Below are 23495 nucleotides of genomic sequence, written 5' to 3' on the forward strand. Positions count from 1 at the left end.
GGCCACAGACCCTACCGCCGACCTATCCGTACAAGGTGATCGGTGGGGCCGCCCTGCCCGACGGTGACACGCCGTAACGGCGAAGCGTGAATCCGGCCAGGTCGGAGAAGACCGGACCGGCGACCGGGCCGCCGAGCCCTTCCGGAGTGTGAATGAAGATGCTGATGACGTACCGCGGGTTGTCGGCCGGAACGATGCCGATGAACGACGACACGTCACCCTCCATGTACTTGTTGCCCTCGGCCCGCTTACCGGTGCCCGTCTTACCGGCGACGAGGTAACCGGGGACCGCCGCCAGCGGCGCGGTGCCCTCCGACGTCGCGATCGCGGTCATGTCCCGGACGACGGTCGCCGCCGCTTCCTCGCTCACCACCCGCTCCGGCTTCGCCCGCTCGGTCGCCCGGACCGTGTTGTCGGGGCCGACCACGCTCTTGACCAGTTGCGGCTGAACCTTCATGCCGCCGTTGGCCAGCGTCGCGTAGAGCGCCGTCATCTGCAGCGGCGTCGCCGCGACGCCCAGCCCGATCGGAATCGACCCGGCGGACGGGCCGCTCCAGTTCTCCGGCGGCTGGACGATGCCCCGCGACTCGCCGGGCACCCCGATCCCGGTCTTCGTCCCCAGACCAAACGCTCGCTGGTACGAGTAGAGGCGCGCGGCGCCGAGCTTGTCGGCGATCATGATCGTGCCGATGTTGCTCGACTGCGCCAGGATGCCCATCAGCGTGTACCGCGACGACACCGTGTGCTCGTGGGTGTCGGTGTACTGCTCCCCGCCCTTGTCGATGTGGTCCGGCAGATCGAGCACCGTGTTCGGCTTGATCACCCCGGCGTCGAGGGCGCCGGCGACCGTCAGTGCCTTGTGGACGGAGCCGGGTTCGACGACGGCCGCGGTCGCGAGGTCGAGGGTCGGACGCTTCTTCGGGCCGGTCCGGTCCGCGCTGACCATCGCGAGGATCTCGCCGCTCCGCACGTCCATCACGACCGCCGAGCCGTTCCAGGCCTTGGTCGCCGCGAGCCGCTCGACGAGCAACTTGTTCGTCTGATACTGCAGGTCACGGTCGAGGGTCAGGACCAGGTCCGAACCGGCCTTCGCCGGCTCCGTGCGGTGATAGCCGTCCGGGATCTCCTGGCCGCCGGTGCCCTTGTCGTACACCCGCTTGCCGTTGACGCCCTGCAGGACGGAGTTGTACCCGGCCTCCAGCCCGGCCAGGCCGGTGCCGTCGGTACCGGTGTAGCCCACCACGTTCGCCGCCAGGTTCCCACCGGGCACCTCGCGCACCTGATCTTCCTGCACGATGAGGCTGGGGATCGTCTCCCGCAGCCGATCGACCGCGTCCCCGACCGCGAGCGGCACCTTTTTCTTCAGCACCACGTAGCGGTTCAGCGTGCCGTCTTCGCGGGTCTTCCGAACCAGCTTCTGCTTCACCGCCGCGGTGGTCATACCGAGTAGCGGCGCGACCGCCGTAGCAACCTCGCTGGCCTCGGCGTCGTTCTTGATGTACCCGGGGTCGGCCGCGATCGTCGCACCCTGGACGTCGTGGGCGAGCACGTTGCCGTCCCGGTCGAGGATCGCGCCGCGCGGGGCGTACAGCTCTTCACTGACCCGGCGGTCGGTGGCCGCCATCGTCGCGTACTGCGAACCCTCGGTGGTCTGGATCTGGACGAGCCGGCCGCCGACCACGGTGAACAGCGCGAGTAGCACGGCCAGCGACACCCGCAGCCGAGCGCTCGGGTTACCGAGCCGGGCGATGCCCCGCTTCCGGCGCGGGGGCCGGGGCGGAGGGACGTGCACCGTCTGCCGCCGACGCGGCGGTGGATCCGTCCGGACGCGCCGGGATCGGCCACGCTCGGGACGGTCGGCGTGGCGCACCCGGGCCGAGGCAGGGGGACGTGGGGTCCGGGCCGTGCGGGGTTTCGGTGGCCGCGCCGGCTGCTCAGCGCTCTCCCGGACCGTGCGTCCGCGGGGGTGGTACTGCTGCGACTCGGCGAGCCCGGACCGGCGAGGACGTTCCCGCTCCCGCGACGGGTTCGGTTCCCGCGGAGGGCTCTGCCGCCGGGGCGGATCCGGTTCCGACGAGCGGCGCTGGTCCCGGGTGCGGCTCTCCCGCGGGCGGAACGGCACCACGTTCTCGGCGCTACCGGACCGCCCGGCCTTGCCGTTCCGGCCGGTCCGTCCACCGGCGACGGCCCTTCCACCGGCGGCATTGCCACCGGCGGCGACGTTGCCCCGGCCACCGGCGGTTTTGCCCCGGCCGTTGGCAGCCTTTTTTCCGGCGGCGTTGGCCCGGCCGGCGGACGGCCGATCGTCCCGTGGGGGCTTCGCCGCCATCAGCGGCCCGCCGACGGCGACGGCGAGGCCGACGAGCCGGACGACGCGGACGCGGACGGGGTGGGCGACGGCGGCGGGGTGGCCGGCACCGGCGTCCCCACGACCTTCCCTTCGGGCAGCACGACGAAGCCCGGGTCACCCGCGGGAACGAGGTCCAGCTCCTGCGCCCGCTTGGCCAGCTTCTCCGGCGACTCCTGGTTCTCCAGGGCCTGCTGCAGCCGCTGCTCCTCCTCGTCCAGCTTCTCCTGCCGGGTTTCGAGGTCGTGCAGGCGGAACGCGTTCTCGTTCACGGCGGTGTTCAGCAGGACCAGGCCGATCAGACCACCGATCGCCAGCGCCAGCACGAGGACGACGAACGGCGCCCGGGAGGACGCGGTGACAGTGCGGGACGGGACCGAGGGCGAGGGCGGGACGCTGATCGGGGCCGCCTGGCGTCGCCTGCCGCCGGCCGGCTGAGCGGCGTTCGCGGCCGACCGGCCGGACCGGGCGGACTTGGTCTGGAGGGGTCGTCCTTCCCGGACGGCACCGGGACGCGACCGCAGGCCGGCACGTGAGCTCGACATCATGTCACCTCGCCCTCACTGAGTTCCTCGAGTCCGAAGCCGTTCGGTGGCCCCGAGCCCGTTCCGTTCACCTCGCTCAGCGGCGTTCCGCCGTTCCACCGGACGTCGCCGCACCGAGCCGTTCCACCGCGCGCAGCCGCACCGGCGCGGCCCGCGGATTGGCCGCGATCTCCTCCGGGCTCGCGGTCTCGGCGCCACGGGTCAGCGCCCGGAACCGGGGGCCGTACTCGGGCAGCTCGACCGGCAACCCGGCCGGCGTCCGGTCCTGGGTCACCGCGGCGAACGCCTGCTTCACCAGCCGGTCCTCCAAGGACTGGTACGCCATCACGACGATGCGCCCGCCGGGTCGGACCGCGTCCAAGGCGGCGGGCAACGCGTCCCGCAGCGCGTCGAGTTCGCCGTTGACTTCGATCCGCAACGCCTGGAACGTGCGTTTCGCCGGGTTGCCCCCGGTCCGTCGGGCCGCTGCCGGGATCGCGTCGCGGACCAGCTCGACCAGGCGCGCGCTGGAGCTCAATGGAGTCCGTGCTCGCTCCCGGACGATCGCCGCAGCGATCCGCGGCGCGAACCGTTCCTCGCCGTACGTCCGCAGGATCCGAGCCAGGTCGTTCTGCGAGTAGGTGTTGAGGATCTCGGCCGCGGTCGGACCACGAGTGGTGTCCATCCGCATGTCCAGCGGAGCGTCCCGGGAATAGGAGAAACCCCGCTCGTCCTCGTCCAACTGCAGTGACGAAACGCCCAGGTCGAGGAGGAAACCGTCCGGCGCCTCGACCCCGGCCTGCTCCAGCGCTTCGGGGATCTCGTCGTAGACCGCGTGCACGAACCGGACCCGAGCCGCGGCCGGGCCGAGACGCTCAGCGGCGCGGCGCAGCGCCTCCGGGTCCCGGTCGATCCCGACGACCGTCAGATCGGGGTGTGCGGCGAGCAGCGCGGCCGTGTGGCCGCCCAGGCCCAGGGTGCCGTCGACGACGACCGCGCCGGGGACGCTCGCCACCGGCGCGAGGAGTTCGAGACACCGGTCGAGCAAGACCGGTACGTGCACATCCGAGTGGGGAGCGGCGCTGCCAGCACTGCCGGGGACCGGGACGTGCGCACACGTCTGGTCGTCCGCCATGCCGCCCCCTTGGCTCCGGTGCGCGTCCCTCCGGTGACTCAGTCCTCCGGTGACCCGTCTCCGGTGACCTTGTCTCCGGTATCGAAGGCCGGGTGGCTGACCGTGTCGCCAGGTCCCCATCCGCTTCGCGTGGCCTGGCGCCGGGGAAGGTGCGCCAGGAGGACCGCCAAGCGGCTGGAGACCTCACGTCACGGGCCTCGTCCGGCCCTTGAATCAGTTCGTTCTGCGATGTCGTGGGGTCTGCTCGGTGTCGCGGCCGTGAGCCCCCTCATCGCCGCGGGTCAGAACACCCCGGGCAGCACCTCCTCCTCGACCTCGGCGAACGCTTCCTCGGACTCGACCAGGTAGTTGTCCCAGGCCTGCCGGTCCCAGATCTCGACCCTCGTGCTCGCCCCGATCACCACGCAGTCCCGGTCGAGACCGGCGTACTCGCGCAGGTGAGCGGGGATCGTGATGCGCCCTTGGCGATCAGGGACCTCGTCGTGGGCGCTGGCGAAAAACACCCGGCTGTAGGCCCGGGCCGCCTTGTGCGTCATGGGAGCCGCGCGGAGTTGCTCGGCGACGCGGCTGAATTCGGCCATCGGGAAGACGAAGAGGCATCGTTCCTGCCCTTTCGTCACCACCAATCCTCCTGCCAGCTCGTCGCGGAACTTCGCCGGCAGGAAGAGCCGACCTTTTTCGTCCAGGCGGGGCGTGTGCGTGCCAAGGAACATCGCACTCACCACCCCCTGGAATGGAGCATCCCAGACGCTCCATCACGCCCCACTGTACTCCACTTCCCCCCACCGTCAACGACTCAAACCCGTAGCGGTCAGGTATCCGGGTGATGTCTCCGCAGGTCAGGGCGGTGGAGCGGGAGTGGAGCAGGTTGGCACACCCGAGCGACGCTCCAGCACCGTGCGCAACGGGAGCGTGGCGGAGGTCCACCGGGGGCCACGACGGGGCGACGGTGGGCTCTAACACACCGGGCCGGTGACCCCGACCACTCGGGGGCACCGGCCCGGTGAAGTACGTCACCCGCCTCCGCGGCGGGTGCTCGGCGTCAGGCCACGATCGTCACGATCCGGCCCGGCACCACGATCAGCTTGCGGGGCTGCGCGCCGCCCAGCATCGCGGCGACCTTCGGCTCGGCCAGCGCGGCCGCGCCTACGGCGTCCCGGTCGGCGTCGGCCGGGACCGTGATCCGGGCCCGCACCTTGCCGTTCACCTGAACCGGGTACTCGACCTCGGCCGCCGCCAGCAGGGCGGGATCGGCGACCGGGAACGGGTGGTAGGTCAGGCTCTCCTCGTGGCCCAGCTTCTCCCACAGCTCCTCGGCCAGGTGCGGGGCGAACGGCGCCACCATCAGCGCCATCGCTTCCACGACCTCGCGCGGCGTTCCGGCGGAGTTGCCGTAAGCCGACGTCACGTGGTTGGTCAGCTCGATCAGCTTGGAGACCGCCGTGTTGGTGCGCAGGCCCTCCAGGTCACCGCGGACGCCCTCGATGGTCTGGTGCAGCAGCCGCCGGGTCTTCTCGTCGGCCTGCTCGTCGGTCACCCGCAGCGCGCCGGACTCCTCGTCGACCGCGGTGCGCCACAGCCGCTGCAGGAACCGCATCGAGCCGACGACCGCGCGGGTCTCCCACGGACGCGACACGTCCAGCGGACCCATGGACATCTCGTACACGCGGAACGTGTCGGCACCGAAGTCGGCGCACATCTCGTCCGGAGTGACGACGTTCTTCAGCGATTTGCCCATCTTGCCGTACTCGCGGTTCACCGGCCGGCCCTGCCAGGTGTAAACGCCGTTCTCCTCGACGACCTCGTCCGCCGGGATGTACGTGCCGCGCTCGTCGGTGTAGGCGTACGCCTGGATGTACCCCTGGTTGAACAGCCGCCCGAACGGCTCGGACGAGCGCAGGTGGCCCAGGTCGAACAGCACCTTGTGCCAGAACCGCGCGTACAGCAGGTGCAGCACGGCGTGCTCGACGCCGCCGACGTACAGGTCGACGCCGCCGGCCGGCTTGGCGGGCGTGGGGCCCATCCAGTACTGCTCGTTGGCCGGGTCGACGAACGAGCCGTCGTCGGTCGGGTCCAGGTAGCGCAGCTCGTACCAGCACGAACCGGCCCACTGCGGCATCGTGTTGGTCTCGCGCCGGTACTGCTTCGGGCCGTCACCCAGGTCCAGCGTGACCGTCACCCACTCGTCGGCGCGCGCCAGAGGCGGCTCCGGGTCGGTGTCCGCGTCGTCCGGGTCGAACGTGCGCGGCGAGTAGTCGTCGATCTCCGGCAGCTCCACCGGCAGCATCGAATCGGGCAGCGCGACCGGCAGACCGTCCTCGTCGTACACCACCGGGAACGGTTCACCCCAGTACCGCTGACGGCTGAACAGCCAGTCGCGCAGCTTGTAGGTGGTGGTCGCCTCGCCGTGCCCGTTCTCGACCAGCCAGTCGAGGATCCGCTTCTTGGCCTCGGCGACGCCCAACCCGTCCAGGAAGCCGGAGTTGATCGCCGGCCCCTCGCCGGTGAACGCCTTCCCGTCGAAGCCCTCGGTCGGCTGCACGGTCCGGATGATCGGCAGGCCGAAGACCTCGGCGAACTCCCAGTCGCGCTCGTCCTGGCCGGGCACCGCCATGATCGCGCCGGTGCCGTAGCCGGTCAGCACGTAGTCGGCGACGAACACCGGGAGCCGCTCACCGTTGGCCGGGTTGATCGCGTACGCGCCGGTGAACACACCGGTCTTCTGCCGCGCGTCCCCGGACCGCTCGATATCGGACTTCGCGGACGCGGCTGCCTGGTACGCCGCGACGGCGTCCGCCGGCGTGGGCGCGCCACCGGTCCCGGCCGCGCCACCCTTCCAGGAGGCGGGGACGTCGGCCGGCCACTCGTCCGGGACGATCGCGTCCAGCAGGGGATGCTCCGGCGCCAGCACCAGGTACGTCGCTCCGAAGACCGTGTCCGGGCGGGTGGTGAACACCCGAATCGGGGCCGCCGGGGCGGAGTGCCGTCCGCGGGCCTCGCCGTCCGCAGCGCCGGTCGCTACCCGGAAGTCCAGGTAGGCGCCGGTCGAGCGGCCGATCCAGTTGCGCTGCATGGCCTTGATCGACTCCGGCCAGTCCACCTGGTCCAGGTCGTCGGCCAGCCGATCGGCGTAGGCGGTGATGCGCATCTTCCACTGGCGCAGCCGCCGCTTGAACACCGGGAAGTTGCCGCGCTCCGACCGACCGTCGGCGGTGACCTCCTCGTTGGCCAGCACCGTGCCCAGGCCGGGGCACCAGTTGACCGGCGCGTCGGACAGGTAGGCCAGCCGGTAGCTGTCGACCAGCTTGCGCTGCTCGACCCGGGACATCTCCGCCCAGGGCGTCGGCGTCGAACGCGTGCCGGCCGCGAACTCGGCCTCCAGCTCGGCGATCGGACGGGCCTTGCCGGCGTCGCGGTCGTACCACGAGTTGTAGATCTGCAGGAAAATCCACTGCGTCCAGCGGTAGTAGCCGACGTCGGTGGTGGCCAGCGCTCGGCGGCTGTCGTGGCCGAAGCCCAGCCGGCGCAGCTGCGCCCGGTAGCGCTGGATGTTCTCCTCGGTGGTCTTCCGGGGGTGGGTGCCGGTCTGCACCGCGTACTGCTCGGCGGGCAGGCCGAATGCGTCGAAACCCATCGGGTGCAGGACGTTGTAGCCCAGCATCCGGTGGTAGCGGGCGTAGACGTCGGTGCCGATGTACCCCAGGGGGTGCCCGACGTGCAGGCCGGCACCGGACGGGTAGGGGAACATGTCCATCACGAACATCGGCCGGCCGCCGTCGTTGTGCCAGCCGGGCGTCGGAGCCGCCAGCGGACCGGTGGGGTTCGGCGAGTGGAACGTGCCCTCGGCCTCCCAGCGGTCCTGCCAGCGCTTCTCGATCGCCGCGGCCAGCGTGGCGGTGTAGCGGTGGGCAGGCGCGTCGGCGGCCGCGACGCCGGAGCCGGTCTCGCCGGGGTTCTGCTCGCTCATCGTGGGATTCCTTGGACTGAAAAGACTGGATAAGGGAGGGCTCGAGACACGAAAAAACCCCTCGTATGAACTCTTTTCAACCTCACCTGATCTCGCAGGCTGGGCACCGCCCTCAGGGTCGGTCGAAAGGAATTCACCTAGGAGGGGTAGCCGTGCTGACCGACCGCGTTGGTGGCTCCACCGTCGGTATTCGACGGCGTGCCGCGCGTCAGCACGGCACGATAAGGAGCAGCCCGGCGCCAGGAGACTGGGTGCCGGCCACAGGGGTGGATACCTCGGCGCTCACCATGACGGCACTATACCGCTACCCCGATCCGATCGCCGACGCCGTAAACCGCCTGACGCCGCCTGACAAAACAGTGCACAACGGTACGGATGTGCTGGGCAGCGCGGATCGCCTGGCGGTCGAGCTGGATCCTGGAAGAATGGCGACAGGTCCGGACGACTCCTGGCTGTTGTGCACCCTCGGGGACGCAACGTAACCAGGCTGGAGTTCCGCCTCAGTAATCCCAGGTAGATCCTGCGCAGCGCCGCGGATCCGCGCTCGCAGTACCGTCCGAGCCGCTCCCGCAGCGGCCCGAGGAAGAGGGCAGTCGGTGACGACGCACGGCACTCTGGAGAACTACGGTCCACCGGCTGATTTCGGTGGTGTCCGGCTCGTCACCGACCGGATCGTCGCCAACGTCGAGCGGGTGATCGAGGGCAAGACGTCGACGATCACGCTCGCGGTCGCCGTTCTCCTGGCCGAGGGTCACCTCTTGATCGAGGACGTGCCCGGTGTCGGAAAGACCAAACTCGCGAAGGCGCTCGCCCGCTCGATCGACGGTTCGGTCCGGCGCATCCAGTTCACCCCCGACCTGCTGCCGTCCGACGTCACCGGGGTGAGCATCTACAACCCGGAGACCCGCTCGTTCGAGTTCAAGCCGGGCCCGGTGTTCGCGAACCTGGTCGTCGGTGACGAGATCAACCGGGCGTCGCCGCACGCGCAGTCGGCGCTGCTGGAGTGCATGGAGGAGCGCCAGGTCACGGTCGACGGCGTGACCTATCCGCTGCAGAACCCGTTCATGGTCGTCGCCACCCAGAACCCGACGCACATGGCCGGTACCTACCCGCTGCCCGAGGCGCAGCGCGACCGGTTCACCGCCCGGCTGGCGATGGGCTACCCCGACCGTCGGTCGGAGCTGGCGATGCTCGACGGGCACGGCGAAGAGGATCCGCTCAACGGGCTGCGGCCGGTGTGCGACGGCAACGAGATCCGGGTGCTGGTCGAATCGGTCCGCCGGATCCACGTCGCGGAGCCGGTCAAGTGGTACGTCATCGACTTGGTCAGCGCCACCCGCAACAACCCCGACCTACGGCTGGGCGCGAGCCCGCGGGCCAGCCTGCAGCTCCTCCGCACCGCGCGGGCGTTCGCGGCGATCGAGGGCCGCGACTACGTCCTTCCCGACGACATCCAGCGGCTGGCGGCTCCGGTGCTCACCCACCGGCTGATCCCCACCGAGGAAGCCGTCTTCAACCGGCGAACCGCCGAGGTCATCCTCGCCGACCTGGTCGCCAGGGTTCCGGTGCCGGACGCCAGGGGCGGGCGTCGCCCCCGATGAGGCCGGCGTGATCCGAGCCGCCCTCCGGGGTCTCACGACCCGCGGCCGCAGTTTCCTCGCGGCCGCGGCGGCCGCGACGCTGTCCGCGTTCGTGCTTGGTGAACGAGAGCTCCTCCAGGTCGCCGGCCTGCTGGCGGCGCTCCCGGTGCTGGCCGTGATCGCGGTGGCCCGGACGCGATACCGGCTGTCCTGCACCCGTGCGGTCCATCCGGCCCGGATCCAGGCGGGCATGCCGGCCGCCGTGACGCTGCGGCTGGAGAACCTGTCCCGCGTCCCGACCGGCGTCCTGCTGCTCGAGGAACAGCTGCCCGCAGCGCTCGGCGAGCCGCCGCGGTTCGTGCTCGACCGGCTGGCCAGCCGGCAGTCCGGCAGCGTGGAGTACCCGATCCGGGTGGACGTCCGGGGCCGGTACGAGATCGGGCCGCTGACCGTCCGGCTCTCGGACCCGTTCGGCCTCTGCGAGCTCACCAGGTCGTTCACCCGCACCGAGCGGATCATCGTCACCCCGCAGGTCGCTCCGCTGGCCGCGATCACGCTGGACGGCGACCGGTCCGGGACCAGTTCCAGCCAGCCGCGGTCCACGATGGCGCGCGGCGAGGACTCGGTCAGCACCCGCGAGTACCGCCACGGCGACGACCGCCGCCGGGTGCACTGGAGGTCGACCGCCCGCACCGGCGAGCTGATGGTGCGCCGGGAGGAGCAGCCTCGGGAGTCCACCGGCACCGTCCTCCTCGACACCCGGTTCGGCGCCCACCGCGGCAGCGGCCCGGCGTCCAGCCTGGAGTGGGCGGTGAGTACGGCCGCGAGCATCACCTGTCACCTGTTGCGGGCCGGATTCGACCTGCATCTGGTCACCGACGCCGGCACCGACCAGGCGATCACGACACCCACCGGCGAGAGCGTCGCGCTCGGGCTGCTGGCCGAGATCGAGGCGAGCCGGATCCAGTCGCTCGGCATGGCCCTCGACCGGTTCCACCACGAGCGTGACCAGCTACTGGTGGCGATCGTCGGCCTGCTGAGCCCGGAAGAGTGCAGCCGGCTGGCCGCCGCGCGGACCGGCGGCACGTCGATCGCCGTACTGATCGACTCGACCGCGTGGGCGTCCCTGCCGGCCGGCGCGAAGGCCGAGGCCGACCGCAAGTACCAAGAGAACATCGGCCGCCTTTCGGCCGCCGGGTGGAGGGTGCTCCCGGCACGGCCGGGAGCGCGCATCAGCAGTCTGTGGACGCTGGCGGGCGGGCACGGCGCGGGGCCGGGTGCGGCGATCGGACCCTCGTCCGGAGGCGCCGGATCCGGCTACGGGACGACGAACGGCCACGGGACGACGAACGGCTACGGGGCTTCGCACGGCATCGGGGTGCCCGACGGGCACGGCCTGACGAACGGTTACGGAACCACCAACGGGTTCGGCGCCACCAACGGCAACGGTGGGCGCCCGGGAGCGGCTGGATGAACCGACGCACTCACGTCTCGATGGTCGCGGGCATCGCGACCCTGTTGTCCGCGACGTCGCTGACCGGCGTCCTGGAGGGCTGGTCCTGGCTGCCGGTGGTCGCCGGCAGCATCATCGTCGTGACGCTGGCCGGCGTCGGCGCTCGCGCGCTGCGGACGCCGCCCTGGCTGCAGCCGGTGGTGGGCGCGGTGGCCGTGCTGCTCTACACCACGGTCGTGTTCGGGCACGATCGCTTCCTCGGTATCGTCCCGACGCCGGCCACGATCGCCGGCCTCCGCACCGATGTCTCCACCGCGTTCGCCGACATCGCCGAGCTGGCCGCCCCGGTACCGCCCCGGCCCGGAATCCTGCTGCTCGCGGTCTGCGGTGTGGGACTGGTCGCGATCCTCGTCGACCTCCTCGCGTCGGTGCTCGGGCGGGCTGCGCTGGCCGGTCTCCCGCTGCTCGGCCTGTACACGGTGCCCGTCGCGGTCGACCGCGAGGGCATCGGCTGGCTCCCGTTCGCGCTCGGCGCCGCCGGCTTCTGCTGGCTGCTCGCCGCTCAGCACGGCACTACGCTGCGGCGCTGGGGCCGACCGTTCGGTACCGGCAACCCCGCTGCCCCGGACCCGCTGCGCGGAGTCGGAGCCCTGGTCGCCGGCCGACTCGCGGTGTTCGGCATCCTCCTGGCCGTGCTGCTGCCGGCCGGTGTCCCGGCGATGTCCGCGGAGGGCCTGCACTCGCTGTTCAAGGGCGGTCTGCCGGGCACCGGCAGCGGCCGGACCGTCACCGCGATCAACCCGGTCACCGAGCTGCGCGGACAGCTCAACCAGGAGGACCCGGTCGAGATGCTGCGGGTCCGCACCAACGACGCCGATCCGTTCTACCTGAAGCTGGCCACGCTGGAGCGGTTCAACGGCAGCGGCTGGACGCTCCGCGACATGAAAGCCAAGCCGGAGGCCCGGGTGCGCAACGGCGTGCCGAACGTCTCCGGCATCGACGCGGGCATCCCGACTCGTTCCCAGGAGTCGTCGATCGAGATCGTCGGGCTCAGCCAGTCGCGCTACCTGCCGCTCTACTCCAACCCGACCTCGGTCGAGGTGGACGGCGACTGGCGGTTCGACCGCGGCTCGGAAGCCGTGTTCAGCACCGTGGACACCACCGAAGGGCTCGAGTACTCGTTCCAGTCCCGGCGGGTCGTCTACAGCTCCGAAATGCTCCGGGACGCGCCGGAGCCGCAGGCGAACAGCGACCTCGTCCGCCGGTACACCGAGATCGACGATCCGGTGGCCAGCGTGCAGAGGCAGGTGGACGAACTCGTCGAGGGCAGGACTTCGCAGTACGAGAAGGCCGTCGCGCTCAACAGCTTCTTCTCCACGGAGAACGGCTTCGTCTACGACCTGAAGACGGCCGCCGGCACCACCGAGAGCGCGATCGTCTCGTTCCTCGAAACCCGGCGCGGCTACTGCGAGCAGTACGCGTCCGCGATGGCGTACATGGCCCGGTTGGCGGGGCTCCCGGCCCGGGTGGCGATCGGCTTCGGGGGCGGCACCCGGAACGGCGACTTCTGGTCGGTCACCAGCCACGACGCACACGCCTGGGTGGAGATTCACTTCGCGGGCATCGGCTGGGTGCCGTTCGACCCGACGCCGGCGGATGGCGCGGGGCAGTCCGGTGACCTGGCCTGGGTCGACAGCGAGGTCACCGATCCGGGCGAAGTCACCGGCCAGACCCCGGCCGAGGAGAGGGAGGCCGCGGCGGCGCCGGCCGCCCCCAGGGCCGAGCCGACGCCGAGCAAGTCGGTCGACACCGCCAAGAAGGACGAGGACAAGGACAAGGACGACGGGCCGTCGTTGCTGGAGATCATCCGCACGATCCTGATCTGGGCGCTCGGCGGCCTCGTGGTGCTGGCGCTGGTGATCGCGCCTGCCCTGGTGCGACGTTGGGTGCGGACGCAGCGGCTGGTGGCGGCGGTCGGCGGCGGCGACCCGGCTGCGGCTGCACACGCGGCGTGGGACGAGGTCGTCGACACGCTCGTCGACCTGGACAGCGCGGCGGAGACCAGCGCGGACACACCGCGCGTGCTGGCTCAACGGCTCCGGGCGGACGGGCTGGACGGCTCGGCGCAAGGAGCGTTGGCGTTGCTGGCGCAGGCGGAGGAGCAAGCGCGGTACGCGCCGCGCGTCACGGCGGTGCCCGGGCTGGCCCAAGCCGTCGTCACCGTACGGGCGGCGCTGCACCAGCGGACGCCACGGCGACGCCGCATCATGGCCGAGTTCGTGCCGGCCTCGACGCTGGAGCGCGTCGGCTCGGCCGTCCGCTCGCTCCCCCAGCGGGCGCGCGGCAAGTAGCCCCGGGAAGCCGCCCACGCGGGACCTCCCGTGGGCGGTGCCCGGCCGCGTGGCACACCTGGGCGGCCCGGTGTCGAGGTGACAAGAAACACAGTGGCCGCCGCCCGGAGCGGGCGCGGCCACTGTGAAAACTGCGTGCGGGAGCGTCACCTGAGACGCCTGCGCTGACCGGTGCTACCGGTCAGCGCAGAGGTACTCGAAGACGGGGAGTGCCGACGACGGTCGACGCTCCCCGCTCGCTGCGGTCAGCGATCCTCGTCGGCCCGGCGCCGCCACCGCTCCTCGAGGCGATCGAGAAGCGACGACCGGTGCCCCCGGCTCCGTCCCTTGGTCTTCGGCTCGCTACCGACGGCGTGGAGGGGCCTCTGTTCACCGCGTCCGGTGTACAGGTAGGACTGGACCCCCAGCACGGCGGCACCGAACATCACGACGAAACCGAGGATCCCCAGCAGCGGCACTCCACCAGGGGCGATCTTGCTGACCAGGCCGAAGACCATGATCGCAACACCAGCGAGGAACAGAGCGACCGCGAGCGCACCACGTCGGACTGCGCGATGCCGGGGGTCGGTCGAGCGCACCTTGTCCGCGAACTTCGGATCATCCGCGAGCAAGCCGCGCTCGATCTGCTCGAGCAGCCTTTGCTCGTTCTCAGAGAGCGGCACGGCACTCCTCCCCGCTCTTCAGGGCCGCTCCAACCGATCCGGAAGCCCGGACATGGGCGACCGCCGTGGAACGGCCATTGCGGCTTTCCGACCATGAGTTTACGAGCGGTCCGCGATGTCGGAAAGACAGACGGCCACGCTGGTAGTCGGGGACCGGACAGGACACGGTCGAGAGGCGGTGTTCACTGCTCCGAAACCCGATCACGGCTGTCCGTTTCCCTCCCCGTAGCCCTCTTTCGGGACCTTCTGACCTTTTCTTTCCCCACGATCCGCCGGACGCACCAACGCCGCCGGACGAACCGCACCGATTCCGAATCGCCGCACTGCCGCGTCCACCGCGCGGTCGGCTTCGGTCCAGCCGCGGTCGGCTTCCCCGAGCGTCGGCTGGCGAGCGACTGCCGCCGCCGAACCGATCCCTTCCACCCGGACACCGACCAGACGGATCGGCATCGTGGGCGACAACCCAACATACAATCGCCGCGCTGTGTCGTAGATCTCTTGGGTGCCGTCGGTCGGCGACGGCAACGTGCGCGACCGGTTGACCGTGGAGAAGTCCGCGAACCGTACCTTGATCACGACTGTTCTCCCCACCTGCCCGGTCGACCGCAGACGGGCCGCCGTCTTCTCCGCTAGACGGAGTAGTTCCCGATTGATCGTTTCCGAATCCGACTGGTCGACGTCGAACGTCTCTTCGGCCCCGATCGACTTGTCGGCCGTGTCCGGGACGACCGACCGCGGGTCGCGGCCCCAGGCCAACGCGTGCAGGTGAGCGGATTGCGCCGCCCCCACCGAGCGACGGAGCACCGGCAACGGCAGCCGGGCGAGGTCACCGACGGTCTTGAGACCCAGCCGGTCGAGCTGCTCGCCCGTGCGGTCGCCGACGCCCCAGAGCGCACCGACCGGGAGCGGGTGCAGGAAATCGAGGACGCCGTCGGCCGCCACCACCTGCAGACCGTCGGGCTTGCACAGCGTCGAAGCGAGCTTGGCCACGAACTTGGTCGTCGCGACGCCGACCGAGCAGGTGATCTGCTGCTCGTCGTGGACCCGCTCGCGGATCAACTGCCCGATCCGGGCCGGGGAGCCGAGCAGCCGCTGGGCGCCGGCGACGTCGAGGAACGCCTCGTCGAGGCTGAGCGGCTCGACCAACGGCGTGACGTCGCGGAAGATTTTCATCACCGCGGTGGATACCTCGGTGTAGGCGCCGTGCTGGGGCTGGATGTACACGGCCTGTGGACACAGCCGCCGGGCCCGGGCGGTCGGCATCGCGCTCCGCACCCCGAACCGGCGCGCTTCGTAGCTGGCGGACGAGACGACCCCGCGTGGGCCGGTGCCGCCGACCACCACCGGGCGTCCCCGCAGCGAGGGATCGCGGCGGACCTCGACCGAGACGAAGAACGCGTCCATGTCGACGTGCAGGATCCGGCACCCGGTGTCGTCGGCGGACCCGTCCCCCGGCCCCACCCGCCCCAGCCCTTGACTCCTACCCATGCTGCACGGCCCGTCGTGAACGACGCTGACAGCCGCGCGCAAGGCCTTGAGACCACAGCAAGGTCGCGGCGGCCTCGCGCGCGGACGTCAGCCCCGCCCACGACGGGCTCCAGGTCCGAAGTTCGGGGAGCATGCTCGGAGCTTAGGCGGTGCCTCCGACACTTCGACCCTCTCGAGCGAGGAGGAGGGGCACCTCGAGGTCGGACTGCGCGATCGAACCGTGGAGGCCGACGAGGCGGGACTCGCGGGGCTCCTGCTCGGTCGCGATCAGCGCGGTCTCCGGGCCCGCCGCGACGATCACGTCACCGAGCCGTCCCAGCAGCTCCGGCCGCACCCGTGGCCCGAACCAGCCGGCCTCCACCGCCGCGTCCCTGGAGAGCACCCAGGCAGCGTTGCCGAGCGTCTCCGCCCACGCCGCGAGGACGTCGTCCGCGGCGCCGGGGACCGCGTACACGTGCCGGGCCCGCGCCTCGCCGCCGAGCAGTGCCACCCCCTCGCCGAGCGCGGGATAAGCGTCCAGGTCGATCCGGACGGGAGGGTCGACCATGCCGTGATCACCGGTGACGACCAGCAGGGCGTCCGGGGGCAGCGCCGCGGCCAGCCGCTCCACCATCCGGTCGGCCACCGCGAGCTCGTGCCGCCAGGCGGCCGAACGCGACCCGTAGACGTGCCCGGTGCCGTCGACCGTCGAGTAGTAGGCGACGGTCAGCGAGCGCGGTTGTTCAGCGACCGCCTCCGCCGTGCGGGCCACCAATGCGCCGGGGCTGTCCGCCGGCCGGTACTCCGGCCCTCTCCAGACCGCTCGGGTCAGTGGGGATTGCGCGAACGCCCCCGGACCGACGTGGAACCCCGGTAGGCCGGCCGCCACCGCTTGCTCGAACACGGTCGGCCGGGGCTGCCACCGCTCCGGCACGGTCGTCTTGTCCCAGCGCAGCAGGTTGAGCAGCACACCGCGCTCGGGATCGCGCACTTGGTAGCCGAACATCCCGTGCTCGCCCGGCGGCAGCCCGGTGCCGAAGCCGGCCATGCTCGTCGCGGTCGTGGACGGGAAGCCGACGGTCAGCGGTGGCTCCCCGTCGAGCGACGCGAGGAAAGGCGCGTCGGCGGTGTGCTGCCGCAGCAGAGCCGTGCCCAGACCGTCCACGATCAAGACGCAGACCCGGTTCGCAGCCGGTAGCCGCAGCCGGTCCGAGTATTCGCCGTCGGGGGACTGACCGTCCGCCTCGTCGAGGCGGACGCCGAGCGCCCGGACCGCCGCCGGCAGCAGTTCCGCCGCGGACCGACGCCCGTACGCGGGTGGGACCGGCGCACCGAGCGCGGTCGAGCCGCCGGGCTCGGCCGGAGGGGCGGTCGTCACCGCCGGGCCAGGACGTGGAGCTGGGTAGCGATGTCCCGGTACGGCGGACGCTCGGCCAGCGCCAGTTCGAGTGCCACCAGTGCCTCCAGCGCGTCGGGCTCGACGTCGACGACGGCGCCCGGCACCAGGTCGGCGAGCACCCGGACACCGTGCCACCGTTCGGGCGCAAGGCCGGCCTTGGTGACGAGCGCGGCGAGCGCCTCCAAGTCATAGCGGCGGGGCTCCAGGTCGCCGCTGAGCGCGTCCTGGGCTTGACCGAAGTGCCCGGCCAGAGCCCGCGCGAGCACCGTCGCGACCCGGTTGGCCACCAGCACGCTCGCGCACCCACCGGGACGCAGCGCCGCGGCCACCGCCGCGAGCGTCCGGGCGGGATCGTCGACGACCTCCAGGACGCTGTGGCAGAGCACCACGTCGGCGGTGCCGGGCTCGACCAGGTTGGGCAGATCGTCGGCGTCGCCCTGGTACGCGGTGATCCGGTCGGCGACGTCACGCTCGGCGGCCCGCCGGGCCAGCGCGGCGAGCGCGTCCGGGCTCGGATCCACCACCGTGACCCGGTGCCCAGCCTTGGCCAGCGGGACCGCGAAGCCGCCGGTACCGCCGCCGGCGTCGACGACGTGCGCGGGGGCACCGTCGGTCGCGGCACGACGGTCGAGCTCCGCGTTCAGCACGGCCCAGACCACGGCGTAGCGCGGGTTGGCCTGCGTGCGGGTGCGGGGCACTGGAGCACCTCCGGAGTTCGAGATCGTTCCCGTCGACCCTAGTGCCGCGGCTCACCGGAAGTCGCGCGACGTCGACGTCACCCGCAGCGGCAACGGCTCCAGCACCTCCGCGCTCACGCCGATCACACCCTCGACGTTCTGCAGCCGTCCGCGCACCAGCAGCGCCGCCGAGCCGCGCGCGACCCGCCGGTACCGGGTCCAGACCCCCTGCGTGCAGACGACGTTGAGCATCCCGGTCTCGTCCTCGAGGTTGACGAACGTGACGCCGCCCGCGGTCGCCGGCCGCTGCCGGTGCGTCACCACCCCACCGACCAGCACCCGGCTCCCGTCCCGGAACGCACCGAGCGACGCGATCGGTACCGCGCCCCGGGCGTCCAACTGCGAACGGACGAACTGCGTCGGGTAGCTGTCCGGCGAGACCCCGGTCGCCCAGACGTCCGCGATCGCCTCCTCGACCTCCGACATCCCGGGCAGCATCGGCGCCTCCACCCCGATCACGACCCCGGCGAGCCGGTCGGGCCGCCCCTGCGCCACCGCGCCGGCGGCCCAGAGCGCGGCCCGCCGGGAGAGCCCGAAACAGTCGAAGGCCCCGGCCGTGGCCAGCGCCTCGACCTGCGCGGTGGTGAGCGCGATCCGCTGCGTCAGGTTCGTCATGTCGGTGTACGGGCCGTGCTCCGCTCGCTCGGCCACCAGCCGGTCCGCCAGGTCGTCGCCGATCGTCCGGACCGCGGCGAGCCCCAGCCGGACCGCGTGGTCGAGCCGGGGTGGTGTCCCCGGCGGTGGGAACGCCGAGGGGCCGTCCGGCACGCCCAGCGGCTCCAGCGTGGCCTTGGCCAGGCTCGCGTTGAGATCGGGCCCGCGCACCGTGACGCCGTGCCGCCGGGCGTCGGCGACCAGCGACTGGGGCGAGTAGAACCCCATCGGCTGGGCGGCGAGCAACGCGGCGCAGAACGCGGCTGGGAAGTACCGCTTGAACCAGGAGCTGTAGAGCACCAGCGCGGCGAAGCTCATCGCGTGGCTCTCCGGGAAGCCGAAGTTCGCGAACGCGGCGAGCTGGCCGAAGATCTGGTCGGCGAGCTCGCCGGTGATGCCGTTCGCGGCCATGCCGGCGTAGAAGCGATCCCTCAGCGCGTCCATCCGCTCCGGGGACCGTTTCGAGCCGATCGCCCGGCGCAGCTGGTCGGCCTCGGCCGCGCTGAACCCGGCGACGTCGACCGCCATCTGCATCAGCTGCTCCTGGAACAGCGGGACGCCGAGCGTCTTGTGCAGCGCGTTCTCCAGCAGCGGGTGGGCGTACCGGGGTTTCTCCTGCCCGTTGCGCCGCCGGATGTACGGGTGCACCGATCCGCCCTGGATCGGCCCCGGCCGGATCAGTGCCACCTCGACGACCAGGTCGTAGAACTCCCGCGGCTTCAACCGGGGCAGCGTGGCCATCTGGGCCCGGCTCTCGACCTGGAACACCCCGACCGAGTCCGCCTCGCAGAGCATCGCGTAGACGGCCTTGTCGTCCAGCGGGATCCGGTGCAGGTCGACGAGCAGCCCGTGGTGGTCGCGCACCAGGTCCCGGCAGTAGTGCAGCGCGGTGAGCATGCCGAGCCCGAGCAGGTCGAACTTGACCAGCCCGGCGGCCGCGCAGTCGTCCTTGTCCCACTGCAGGACCGTGCGGTTCTCCATCCGGGCCCACTCGATCGGGCAGACCTCGGTCACCGGCCGGTCGCAGAGCACCATGCCGCCGGAGTGGATGCCCAGGTGACGGGGGAACTTCAACAGCTGCTCGGCCATCTCGGCCACCGGCGCGGGCACCTCGGCTTCGCCGATCTTCCCCCAGTGCTCCAGCTGCTTGCTCCACGCGTCCTGCTGGCCGGGTGAGAAACCGAACGCCTTGGCGACGTCACGGATCGCCGATTTCGGCCGGTAGCTGATCACGTTCGCGACTTGGGCGGCCCGGCGGCGTCCGTACGTCTCGTAGACGTGCTGGATGACCTCCTCGCGACGGCCGGACTCGATGTCGAGGTCGATGTCGGGCGGCCCGTCCCGCTCCGGGGCGAGGAACCGCTCGAAGAGCAGCCCGTACCCCACCGCGTCGACGTTCGTGATGCCCAGCGCGTAACAGACCGCGGAGTTGGCGGCCGAGCCCCGGCCCTGGCAGAAGATGTCGTTCTGTTTGCACCAGGTGGTGATCGACTCGACGATCAGGAAGTAGCCGGGGAACCCGAGCCGCTCGATCACGTCCAGCTCGTGGTCGATCTGGGCGTAGGCGTCCGGACGCTCTTTCCGGGTGCCGTACCGGTCGAGGGCACCGATCTCGGTCAGGTGCCGCAGCCAGCTCATCTCGGTGTGACCGGCCCCGACCTCGCAGTCGGGCAGGTTCGGGGCGATCAGTTGCAGGTCGAACGCGCACTCGGCGGCTATTTTCGCGGCGTTCGCCACCGCACCCGGGTAGCGGGCGAACAACCGGGCCATCTCCGTACCCGACCGCAGGTGGGCGGTGGCCGCGGCCGGTAGCCAGCCCTCGATCTCGTCCAAGCTGCGCCGGGCCCGGACCGCGGCGAGTGCGGTGGCCAGCTTGCGCCGGGCCGGCGCCGCGTAGTGCACGTTGTTGGTCGCGACCAGCTGCAGCCGGTGCTCGGCGGCGAGCGCGGCGAGGACGTCGTTGCGCTCGGAGTCCAGCGGGTCGCCGTGGTCGGTGAGCTCCACGACGACGTTGTCCCGGCCGAACCGGTCGATCAGGCTCCGCAGCGCCCGGTCGGCGTCGCGCGGCCCGTCGACGACCGGGAGCGTCCCGTCGGCGCCGGTGGCGTCGAGCGCCCGCCGCACCGTGCCCTTGCGGCAGCCGGTGAGCACCAGCCAGTGCCCGTCGGCGGCCTCGGCCAGCTCGTCCAGCCGGTAGACCGGCCGCCCCTTCTCCTCGCCGCGCAGGTGCGCCTCGCTGATCGCCGTACAGAGCCGGCGGTAACCGTCCGGGTCGCGGGCGAGCACCAGCAGATGGTCGCCCTCCGGATCGGCCATCCCGTTCTGCGGGCCGGACAGCCCCAGGCTCAGCTCCGCGCCGAACACCGTCGCCAGGCCGTGGGCGGCGGCCGCCTCGGCGAACCGGACCACCCCGTACATCCCGTCGTGGTCGGTGAGCGCGAGCCCGGTCAGCCCCAGCCGGACCGCCTCCTCGACCAGCTCCTCCGGGTGGCTGGCGCCGTCGAGGAAGCTGAAGTTCGAGTGGCAGTGCAGCTCGGCGTAGGGAACGGTCTCCCGCGGGCGGGCCGCGGGCGCCGGTTCGTACGCTTCCCGCTTCCGCGACCAGCCGGGGGCGTCGCCGCCGTCCGGGATCTCCCCGGAGAGCGCGCGCTCCAGCTCCTTCCACGGCACAGGTGGATTGCCCCACCCCATGTCCGTGCTCCCCTCCCACCCGAACAACTACTGATGCGGACGCCGGACGAGCCGGCGGATCTCAGTCGTAGACACCGACGAGCTGCCAGCTACCGCCCTCCAGCGCGAGCAACAAGGCCGACGGCTCGGTGCCCTCGGCCACGTCCAGCACGACCTGCAGCCAGGCCCGCCGACGGGCTTGCACCGGGCTCCACCAGCGCTCGTCGGCGGGCCACGGACCGGCCCACCCGAGGACGTCACGGCCGGGACCGCTGCCGAGCCGCACCTGAGCAGGCAGACCGGTGAGTAGGTGCCGGCCGGTCACCCCGACCGGCTCGCCGTCGGCCCCGAGGACGCTGACCGGAGGCGGACCGGGGGGCACCGTGGCCGGGGCGGGCGGGGGGAGTCGCCCCGGCCACGGTGGTTCGAGGGGCAACGCCGGCTCCCTGGCGTCACGCCAGGCGACGTACCGGACCCGGCTCTCCGGGTCGCGACCGCCGCCGAGGACCGGCGTCACCACCGCGTCCGGACCGAGCAGGCCCTGCACCCGGGTCAGCGCCCGGTGCGCCCGCTCGTCGTCGGCGCCGGTGTCGCCCCAGAGACCCAGCTGCGCGCCGCCGTGCTCGACGACGTCCTCCGGCGCCAGCCGGACCACGGTGACGCCCGCCGTCGGCCGGTCTTCCCGCGAGCGCCCGGTCAGCCAGCCGTCGAGCTGCCAGCGGACGCGGTCGGCGATGTCGGCGACGGTGAGCACGCCGTCGTGCCGCCAGGTTCGGCTCAGTTCCTCACCGTTCGCGGTCGCGGCCTCGATGATCAGCCGGGTGCAGGCGAGCCCGTGGGCGGCGAGCCGCTCGGCGAACTCCTCGGCGAGCGTCCGGGCGACGAACGCGACCGTGTCGACCCGCTCGGCCGGCGGATCGATCTCCCGGCGGGCCGACAGGTCCACCGGCGGGAGTCGCGCCACCAGCGGGCGGGGCTCCAGCCCACGGGCCAGCCGGTGCGCGGCCGCGCCGTCCGGGCCGAACCGGGCCAGGACGTCCCGGGCCGGTAGCGCGGCGAAGTCACCCACGGTGTGGACGCCCAGCCGTCGCATCAGGCTCACCAGGTCCGGCCGGTCGACCACCGTGAGGTCGAGCGGCGCCAGGAACGCCGGGCTCTCCCCGGGCGGAACGATGCCGCCGTGGCGGGCGGCCAGTGCGGCCGCGAACACCCCCTCGGCGACACCAACCAGCACTTCGACGCCGCACGCCGCGGCGACGGCGTCCACCACCCGCTCGGCGACCTCCGGCTCCGATCCGAAGTAGCGGGCGGGGCCGCGGACCCGGAACGCGCACAGCCCCGGGCGGACGATCTCGACGCCCGGAGCGAGCTCCTCCACCGCCGCGACGATCGGTTCGAACGCCCGCGCGTCCCGATCGGGGTCGGCGTCGAGCAGCACCAGATCGGGGCAGAGCGCCTGCGCCTCCCGGCGGCGCAGGCCACGGCGGACGTTCTCGGCCCTGGCCACCTCGGAGCAGGCCACCACGCGGTTCGCGGCGAGCACCGCGACCGGGAGGTGCAGCGGAACGTCGGCGGCGGATGCGGCGGCGACCACCGGCCAGTCCGGCGCCCAGACGGCCGCGACCCGCGTGGGGGTGGCGCTCATCCCGCCTCCACGGCGGTTCTGAGGTCCGGCACGACCGGCCGGATCCGAACGGCAGGAGTCCGCCCCAGCGGCTCCGGCCGCCCGACGGGTTCCGGCCGCCCGACCGGTTCTGGCCGCCCGATCGGCTCCGGACGGGCGGGCACCGCGGCCGGCTGGACGAACGGCGCGATCCGACCGTCCGCGGTCGGGAGCACCACCACTACTCGCCGGGGCCGTGCCGCGCCGCCACGCCCCTCGGCCACCACCGTGACCCGGCGCTGCCGGAGGCGCCCGTCGCCCCGTCCGACGCCGTGCCAGACCGCGTCGGTGAGCGAGAGACGCAGGTCGGCACCGGGCCAGGAGCCGATCCCGACCAGCACCGCTCCGCGCTGCCGGGCGCGTGCCGCCAACCGGCGTACCTCCGCGAGCCCGAGCATCCCCGGGTTCCCCACCGCCACCAGATCGACGCCGTCGAGCAGCGCCCCCACCACCCCAGCCGGATCCGCGCCGGGCTCACGCACCAGCGCCAGCCGGTCGACCCTGACGCCGGCCTCGGCCGCAGCGACCACGCCGAGCGTCGGCAGTCCGACGACCGCACACCAGGATCCGGCGCTCGAGACCGCCGCGAGCAGCGCGACCAGCAGGCTGGTCGAACCGCCGACCGCGAGCGTCGAGCCGCGCGGCAGCCCACCGGCTCCGAACAGCGGCTCCAGCGGCTCCGGTACCGGCAGCAAGTCGGTGACCTGGTGCTTCTGCGTCAGCGTCGACGCCGCCGTGATCTTCTCGGCGAGCGCGGCCCGAGCAGCTGCCTTCGCACTCACCGCGACCACCCGCCCATCTCCGCCGGGCACCGCCCGAGCGCGCGCAGCGGGTGCGCCCCGTCTGCTCCACTCCCCCGTTGCGCATGCATCGCGCCAACGCCCCC

General features: G+C 72.2%; 16 protein-coding genes. 4 read left to right on the top strand and 12 right to left on the bottom strand.

All coding sequences use genetic code 11. The annotated features are described in order from the left end of the window. Nucleotides 1-22 precede the first annotated feature (22 nt). From ABEB28_RS21050 to ABEB28_RS21070, 5 genes are all read right to left on the bottom strand, one after another. Nucleotides 23-2329 (bottom strand): peptidoglycan D,D-transpeptidase FtsI family protein, encoded by a 2307-nt coding sequence (locus tag ABEB28_RS21050; RefSeq protein ID WP_345729870.1) that lies wholly within the window; start codon nucleotides 2327-2329, stop codon nucleotides 23-25. After that, nucleotides 2329-2892 carry a cell division protein FtsL gene (gene ftsL / locus ABEB28_RS21055; RefSeq protein ID WP_345729871.1) on the bottom strand — a complete coding sequence of 188 codons (564 nt, stop codon included), beginning with the start codon at nucleotides 2890-2892 and terminating at the stop codon, nucleotides 2329-2331. The genes ABEB28_RS21050 and ftsL overlap by 1 nt, the downstream gene beginning before the upstream one ends. A gap of 76 nt (nucleotides 2893-2968) precedes the next feature. Next, the gene (rsmH, locus tag ABEB28_RS21060) at nucleotides 2969-4006 is read right to left on the bottom strand and encodes a 16S rRNA (cytosine(1402)-N(4))-methyltransferase RsmH (RefSeq protein ID WP_345729872.1); all 1038 of its coding nucleotides are present in this window, start codon (nucleotides 4004-4006) and stop codon (nucleotides 2969-2971) included. Between the two features lie 281 nt (nucleotides 4007-4287). Further along, complete coding sequence (mraZ, locus tag ABEB28_RS21065) at nucleotides 4288-4719, bottom strand: division/cell wall cluster transcriptional repressor MraZ (protein WP_073252599.1); 432 nt, start codon at nucleotides 4717-4719, stop codon at nucleotides 4288-4290. 329 nt (nucleotides 4720-5048) lie between these two features. Further along, complete coding sequence (locus tag ABEB28_RS21070; RefSeq protein WP_345729873.1) at nucleotides 5049-7973, bottom strand: leucine--tRNA ligase; 2925 nt, start codon at nucleotides 7971-7973, stop codon at nucleotides 5049-5051. A 152-nt stretch (nucleotides 7974-8125) separates the two neighbouring features. Between ABEB28_RS21070 and ABEB28_RS21075 the strand changes: the two genes are divergently transcribed. The 4 genes from ABEB28_RS21075 to ABEB28_RS21090 all read left to right on the top strand — a co-directional run bounded on the left by ABEB28_RS21075 (nucleotide 8126) and on the right by ABEB28_RS21090 (nucleotide 13357). Beyond that, complete coding sequence (locus ABEB28_RS21075; RefSeq protein ID WP_345729874.1) at nucleotides 8126-8455, top strand: hypothetical protein; 330 nt, start codon at nucleotides 8126-8128, stop codon at nucleotides 8453-8455. Nucleotides 8456-8587: 132 nt separating this feature from the next. Next, entirely contained in the window at nucleotides 8588-9574 is a 987-nt protein-coding gene (locus ABEB28_RS21080) for an AAA family ATPase (RefSeq protein WP_345729929.1), read from the top strand. Between the two features lie 10 nt (nucleotides 9575-9584). Then, nucleotides 9585-11027: a DUF58 domain-containing protein gene (locus tag ABEB28_RS21085; protein WP_376981179.1), complete on the top strand. Its 1443-nt coding sequence runs from the start codon at nucleotides 9585-9587 to the stop codon at nucleotides 11025-11027. Continuing rightward, a complete protein-coding gene (locus ABEB28_RS21090) occupies nucleotides 11024-13357 on the top strand; it encodes a transglutaminase TgpA family protein (protein ID WP_345729876.1) in 2334 nt (777 codons plus the stop codon). The genes ABEB28_RS21085 and ABEB28_RS21090 overlap by 4 nt, the downstream gene beginning before the upstream one ends. A 245-nt stretch (nucleotides 13358-13602) precedes the next feature. Here ABEB28_RS21090 and ABEB28_RS21095 read toward each other — a convergent pair whose 3' ends face one another. The 7 genes from ABEB28_RS21095 to ABEB28_RS21125 all read right to left on the bottom strand — a co-directional run bounded on the left by ABEB28_RS21095 (nucleotide 13603) and on the right by ABEB28_RS21125 (nucleotide 23391). Next, entirely contained in the window at nucleotides 13603-14019 is a 417-nt protein-coding gene (locus tag ABEB28_RS21095; RefSeq protein ID WP_345729877.1) for a DUF3040 domain-containing protein, read from the bottom strand. Between the two features lie 201 nt (nucleotides 14020-14220). After that, the gene (locus tag ABEB28_RS21100) at nucleotides 14221-15507 is read right to left on the bottom strand and encodes a DNA polymerase IV (RefSeq protein WP_345729878.1); all 1287 of its coding nucleotides are present in this window, start codon (nucleotides 15505-15507) and stop codon (nucleotides 14221-14223) included. Nucleotides 15508-15649: 142 nt separating this feature from the next. Beyond that, the gene (locus ABEB28_RS21105) at nucleotides 15650-16864 is read right to left on the bottom strand and encodes an alkaline phosphatase family protein (RefSeq protein WP_345729879.1); all 1215 of its coding nucleotides are present in this window, start codon (nucleotides 16862-16864) and stop codon (nucleotides 15650-15652) included. Beyond that, nucleotides 16861-17583, bottom strand: a complete 723-nt coding sequence (locus tag ABEB28_RS21110) for a methyltransferase domain-containing protein (protein WP_345729880.1) — start codon at nucleotides 17581-17583, stop codon at nucleotides 16861-16863. Before ABEB28_RS21110 ends, ABEB28_RS21105 begins: the two co-directional genes overlap by 4 nt. A gap of 51 nt (nucleotides 17584-17634) precedes the next feature. Beyond that, nucleotides 17635-20967, bottom strand: a complete 3333-nt coding sequence (locus ABEB28_RS21115; RefSeq protein WP_345729881.1) for an error-prone DNA polymerase — start codon at nucleotides 20965-20967, stop codon at nucleotides 17635-17637. A 61-nt stretch (nucleotides 20968-21028) separates the two neighbouring features. Then, a complete protein-coding gene (locus tag ABEB28_RS21120; protein WP_345729882.1) occupies nucleotides 21029-22591 on the bottom strand; it encodes a DNA polymerase Y family protein in 1563 nt (520 codons plus the stop codon). After that, a complete protein-coding gene (locus tag ABEB28_RS21125; protein ID WP_345729883.1) occupies nucleotides 22588-23391 on the bottom strand; it encodes a hypothetical protein in 804 nt (267 codons plus the stop codon). The genes ABEB28_RS21120 and ABEB28_RS21125 overlap by 4 nt, the downstream gene beginning before the upstream one ends. Nucleotides 23392-23495: the final 104 nt, after the last annotated feature.

Origin of the sequence: Cryptosporangium minutisporangium, assembly GCF_039536245.1 — a bacterium.
Taxonomy (GTDB): domain Bacteria; phylum Actinomycetota; class Actinomycetes; order Mycobacteriales; family Cryptosporangiaceae; genus Cryptosporangium; species Cryptosporangium minutisporangium.

What these genes read in the sequence shown, in the direction of transcription:
- ABEB28_RS21050 (WP_345729870.1), bottom strand. Translation starts at nt 2,329, where the DNA reads ATGGCGGCGAAGCCCCCACGGGACGATCGGCCGTCCGCCGGCCGGGCC.
- rsmH (WP_345729872.1), bottom strand. Translation starts at nt 4,006, where the DNA reads ATGGCGGACGACCAGACGTGTGCGCACGTCCCGGTCCCCGGCAGTGCT.
- ABEB28_RS21070 (WP_345729873.1), bottom strand. Translation starts at nt 7,973, where the DNA reads ATGAGCGAGCAGAACCCCGGCGAGACCGGCTCCGGCGTCGCGGCCGCC.
- ABEB28_RS21120 (WP_345729882.1), bottom strand. Translation starts at nt 22,591, where the DNA reads ATGAGCGCCACCCCCACGCGGGTCGCGGCCGTCTGGGCGCCGGACTGG.
- mraZ (WP_073252599.1), bottom strand. Translation starts at nt 4,719, where the DNA reads ATGTTCCTTGGCACGCACACGCCCCGCCTGGACGAAAAAGGTCGGCTC.
- ABEB28_RS21100 (WP_345729878.1), bottom strand. Translation starts at nt 15,507, where the DNA reads ATGGGTAGGAGTCAAGGGCTGGGGCGGGTGGGGCCGGGGGACGGGTCC.
- ftsL (WP_345729871.1), bottom strand. Translation starts at nt 2,892, where the DNA reads ATGTCGAGCTCACGTGCCGGCCTGCGGTCGCGTCCCGGTGCCGTCCGG.
- ABEB28_RS21090 (WP_345729876.1), top strand. Translation starts at nt 11,024, where the DNA reads ATGAACCGACGCACTCACGTCTCGATGGTCGCGGGCATCGCGACCCTG.
- ABEB28_RS21115 (WP_345729881.1), bottom strand. Translation starts at nt 20,967, where the DNA reads ATGGGGTGGGGCAATCCACCTGTGCCGTGGAAGGAGCTGGAGCGCGCG.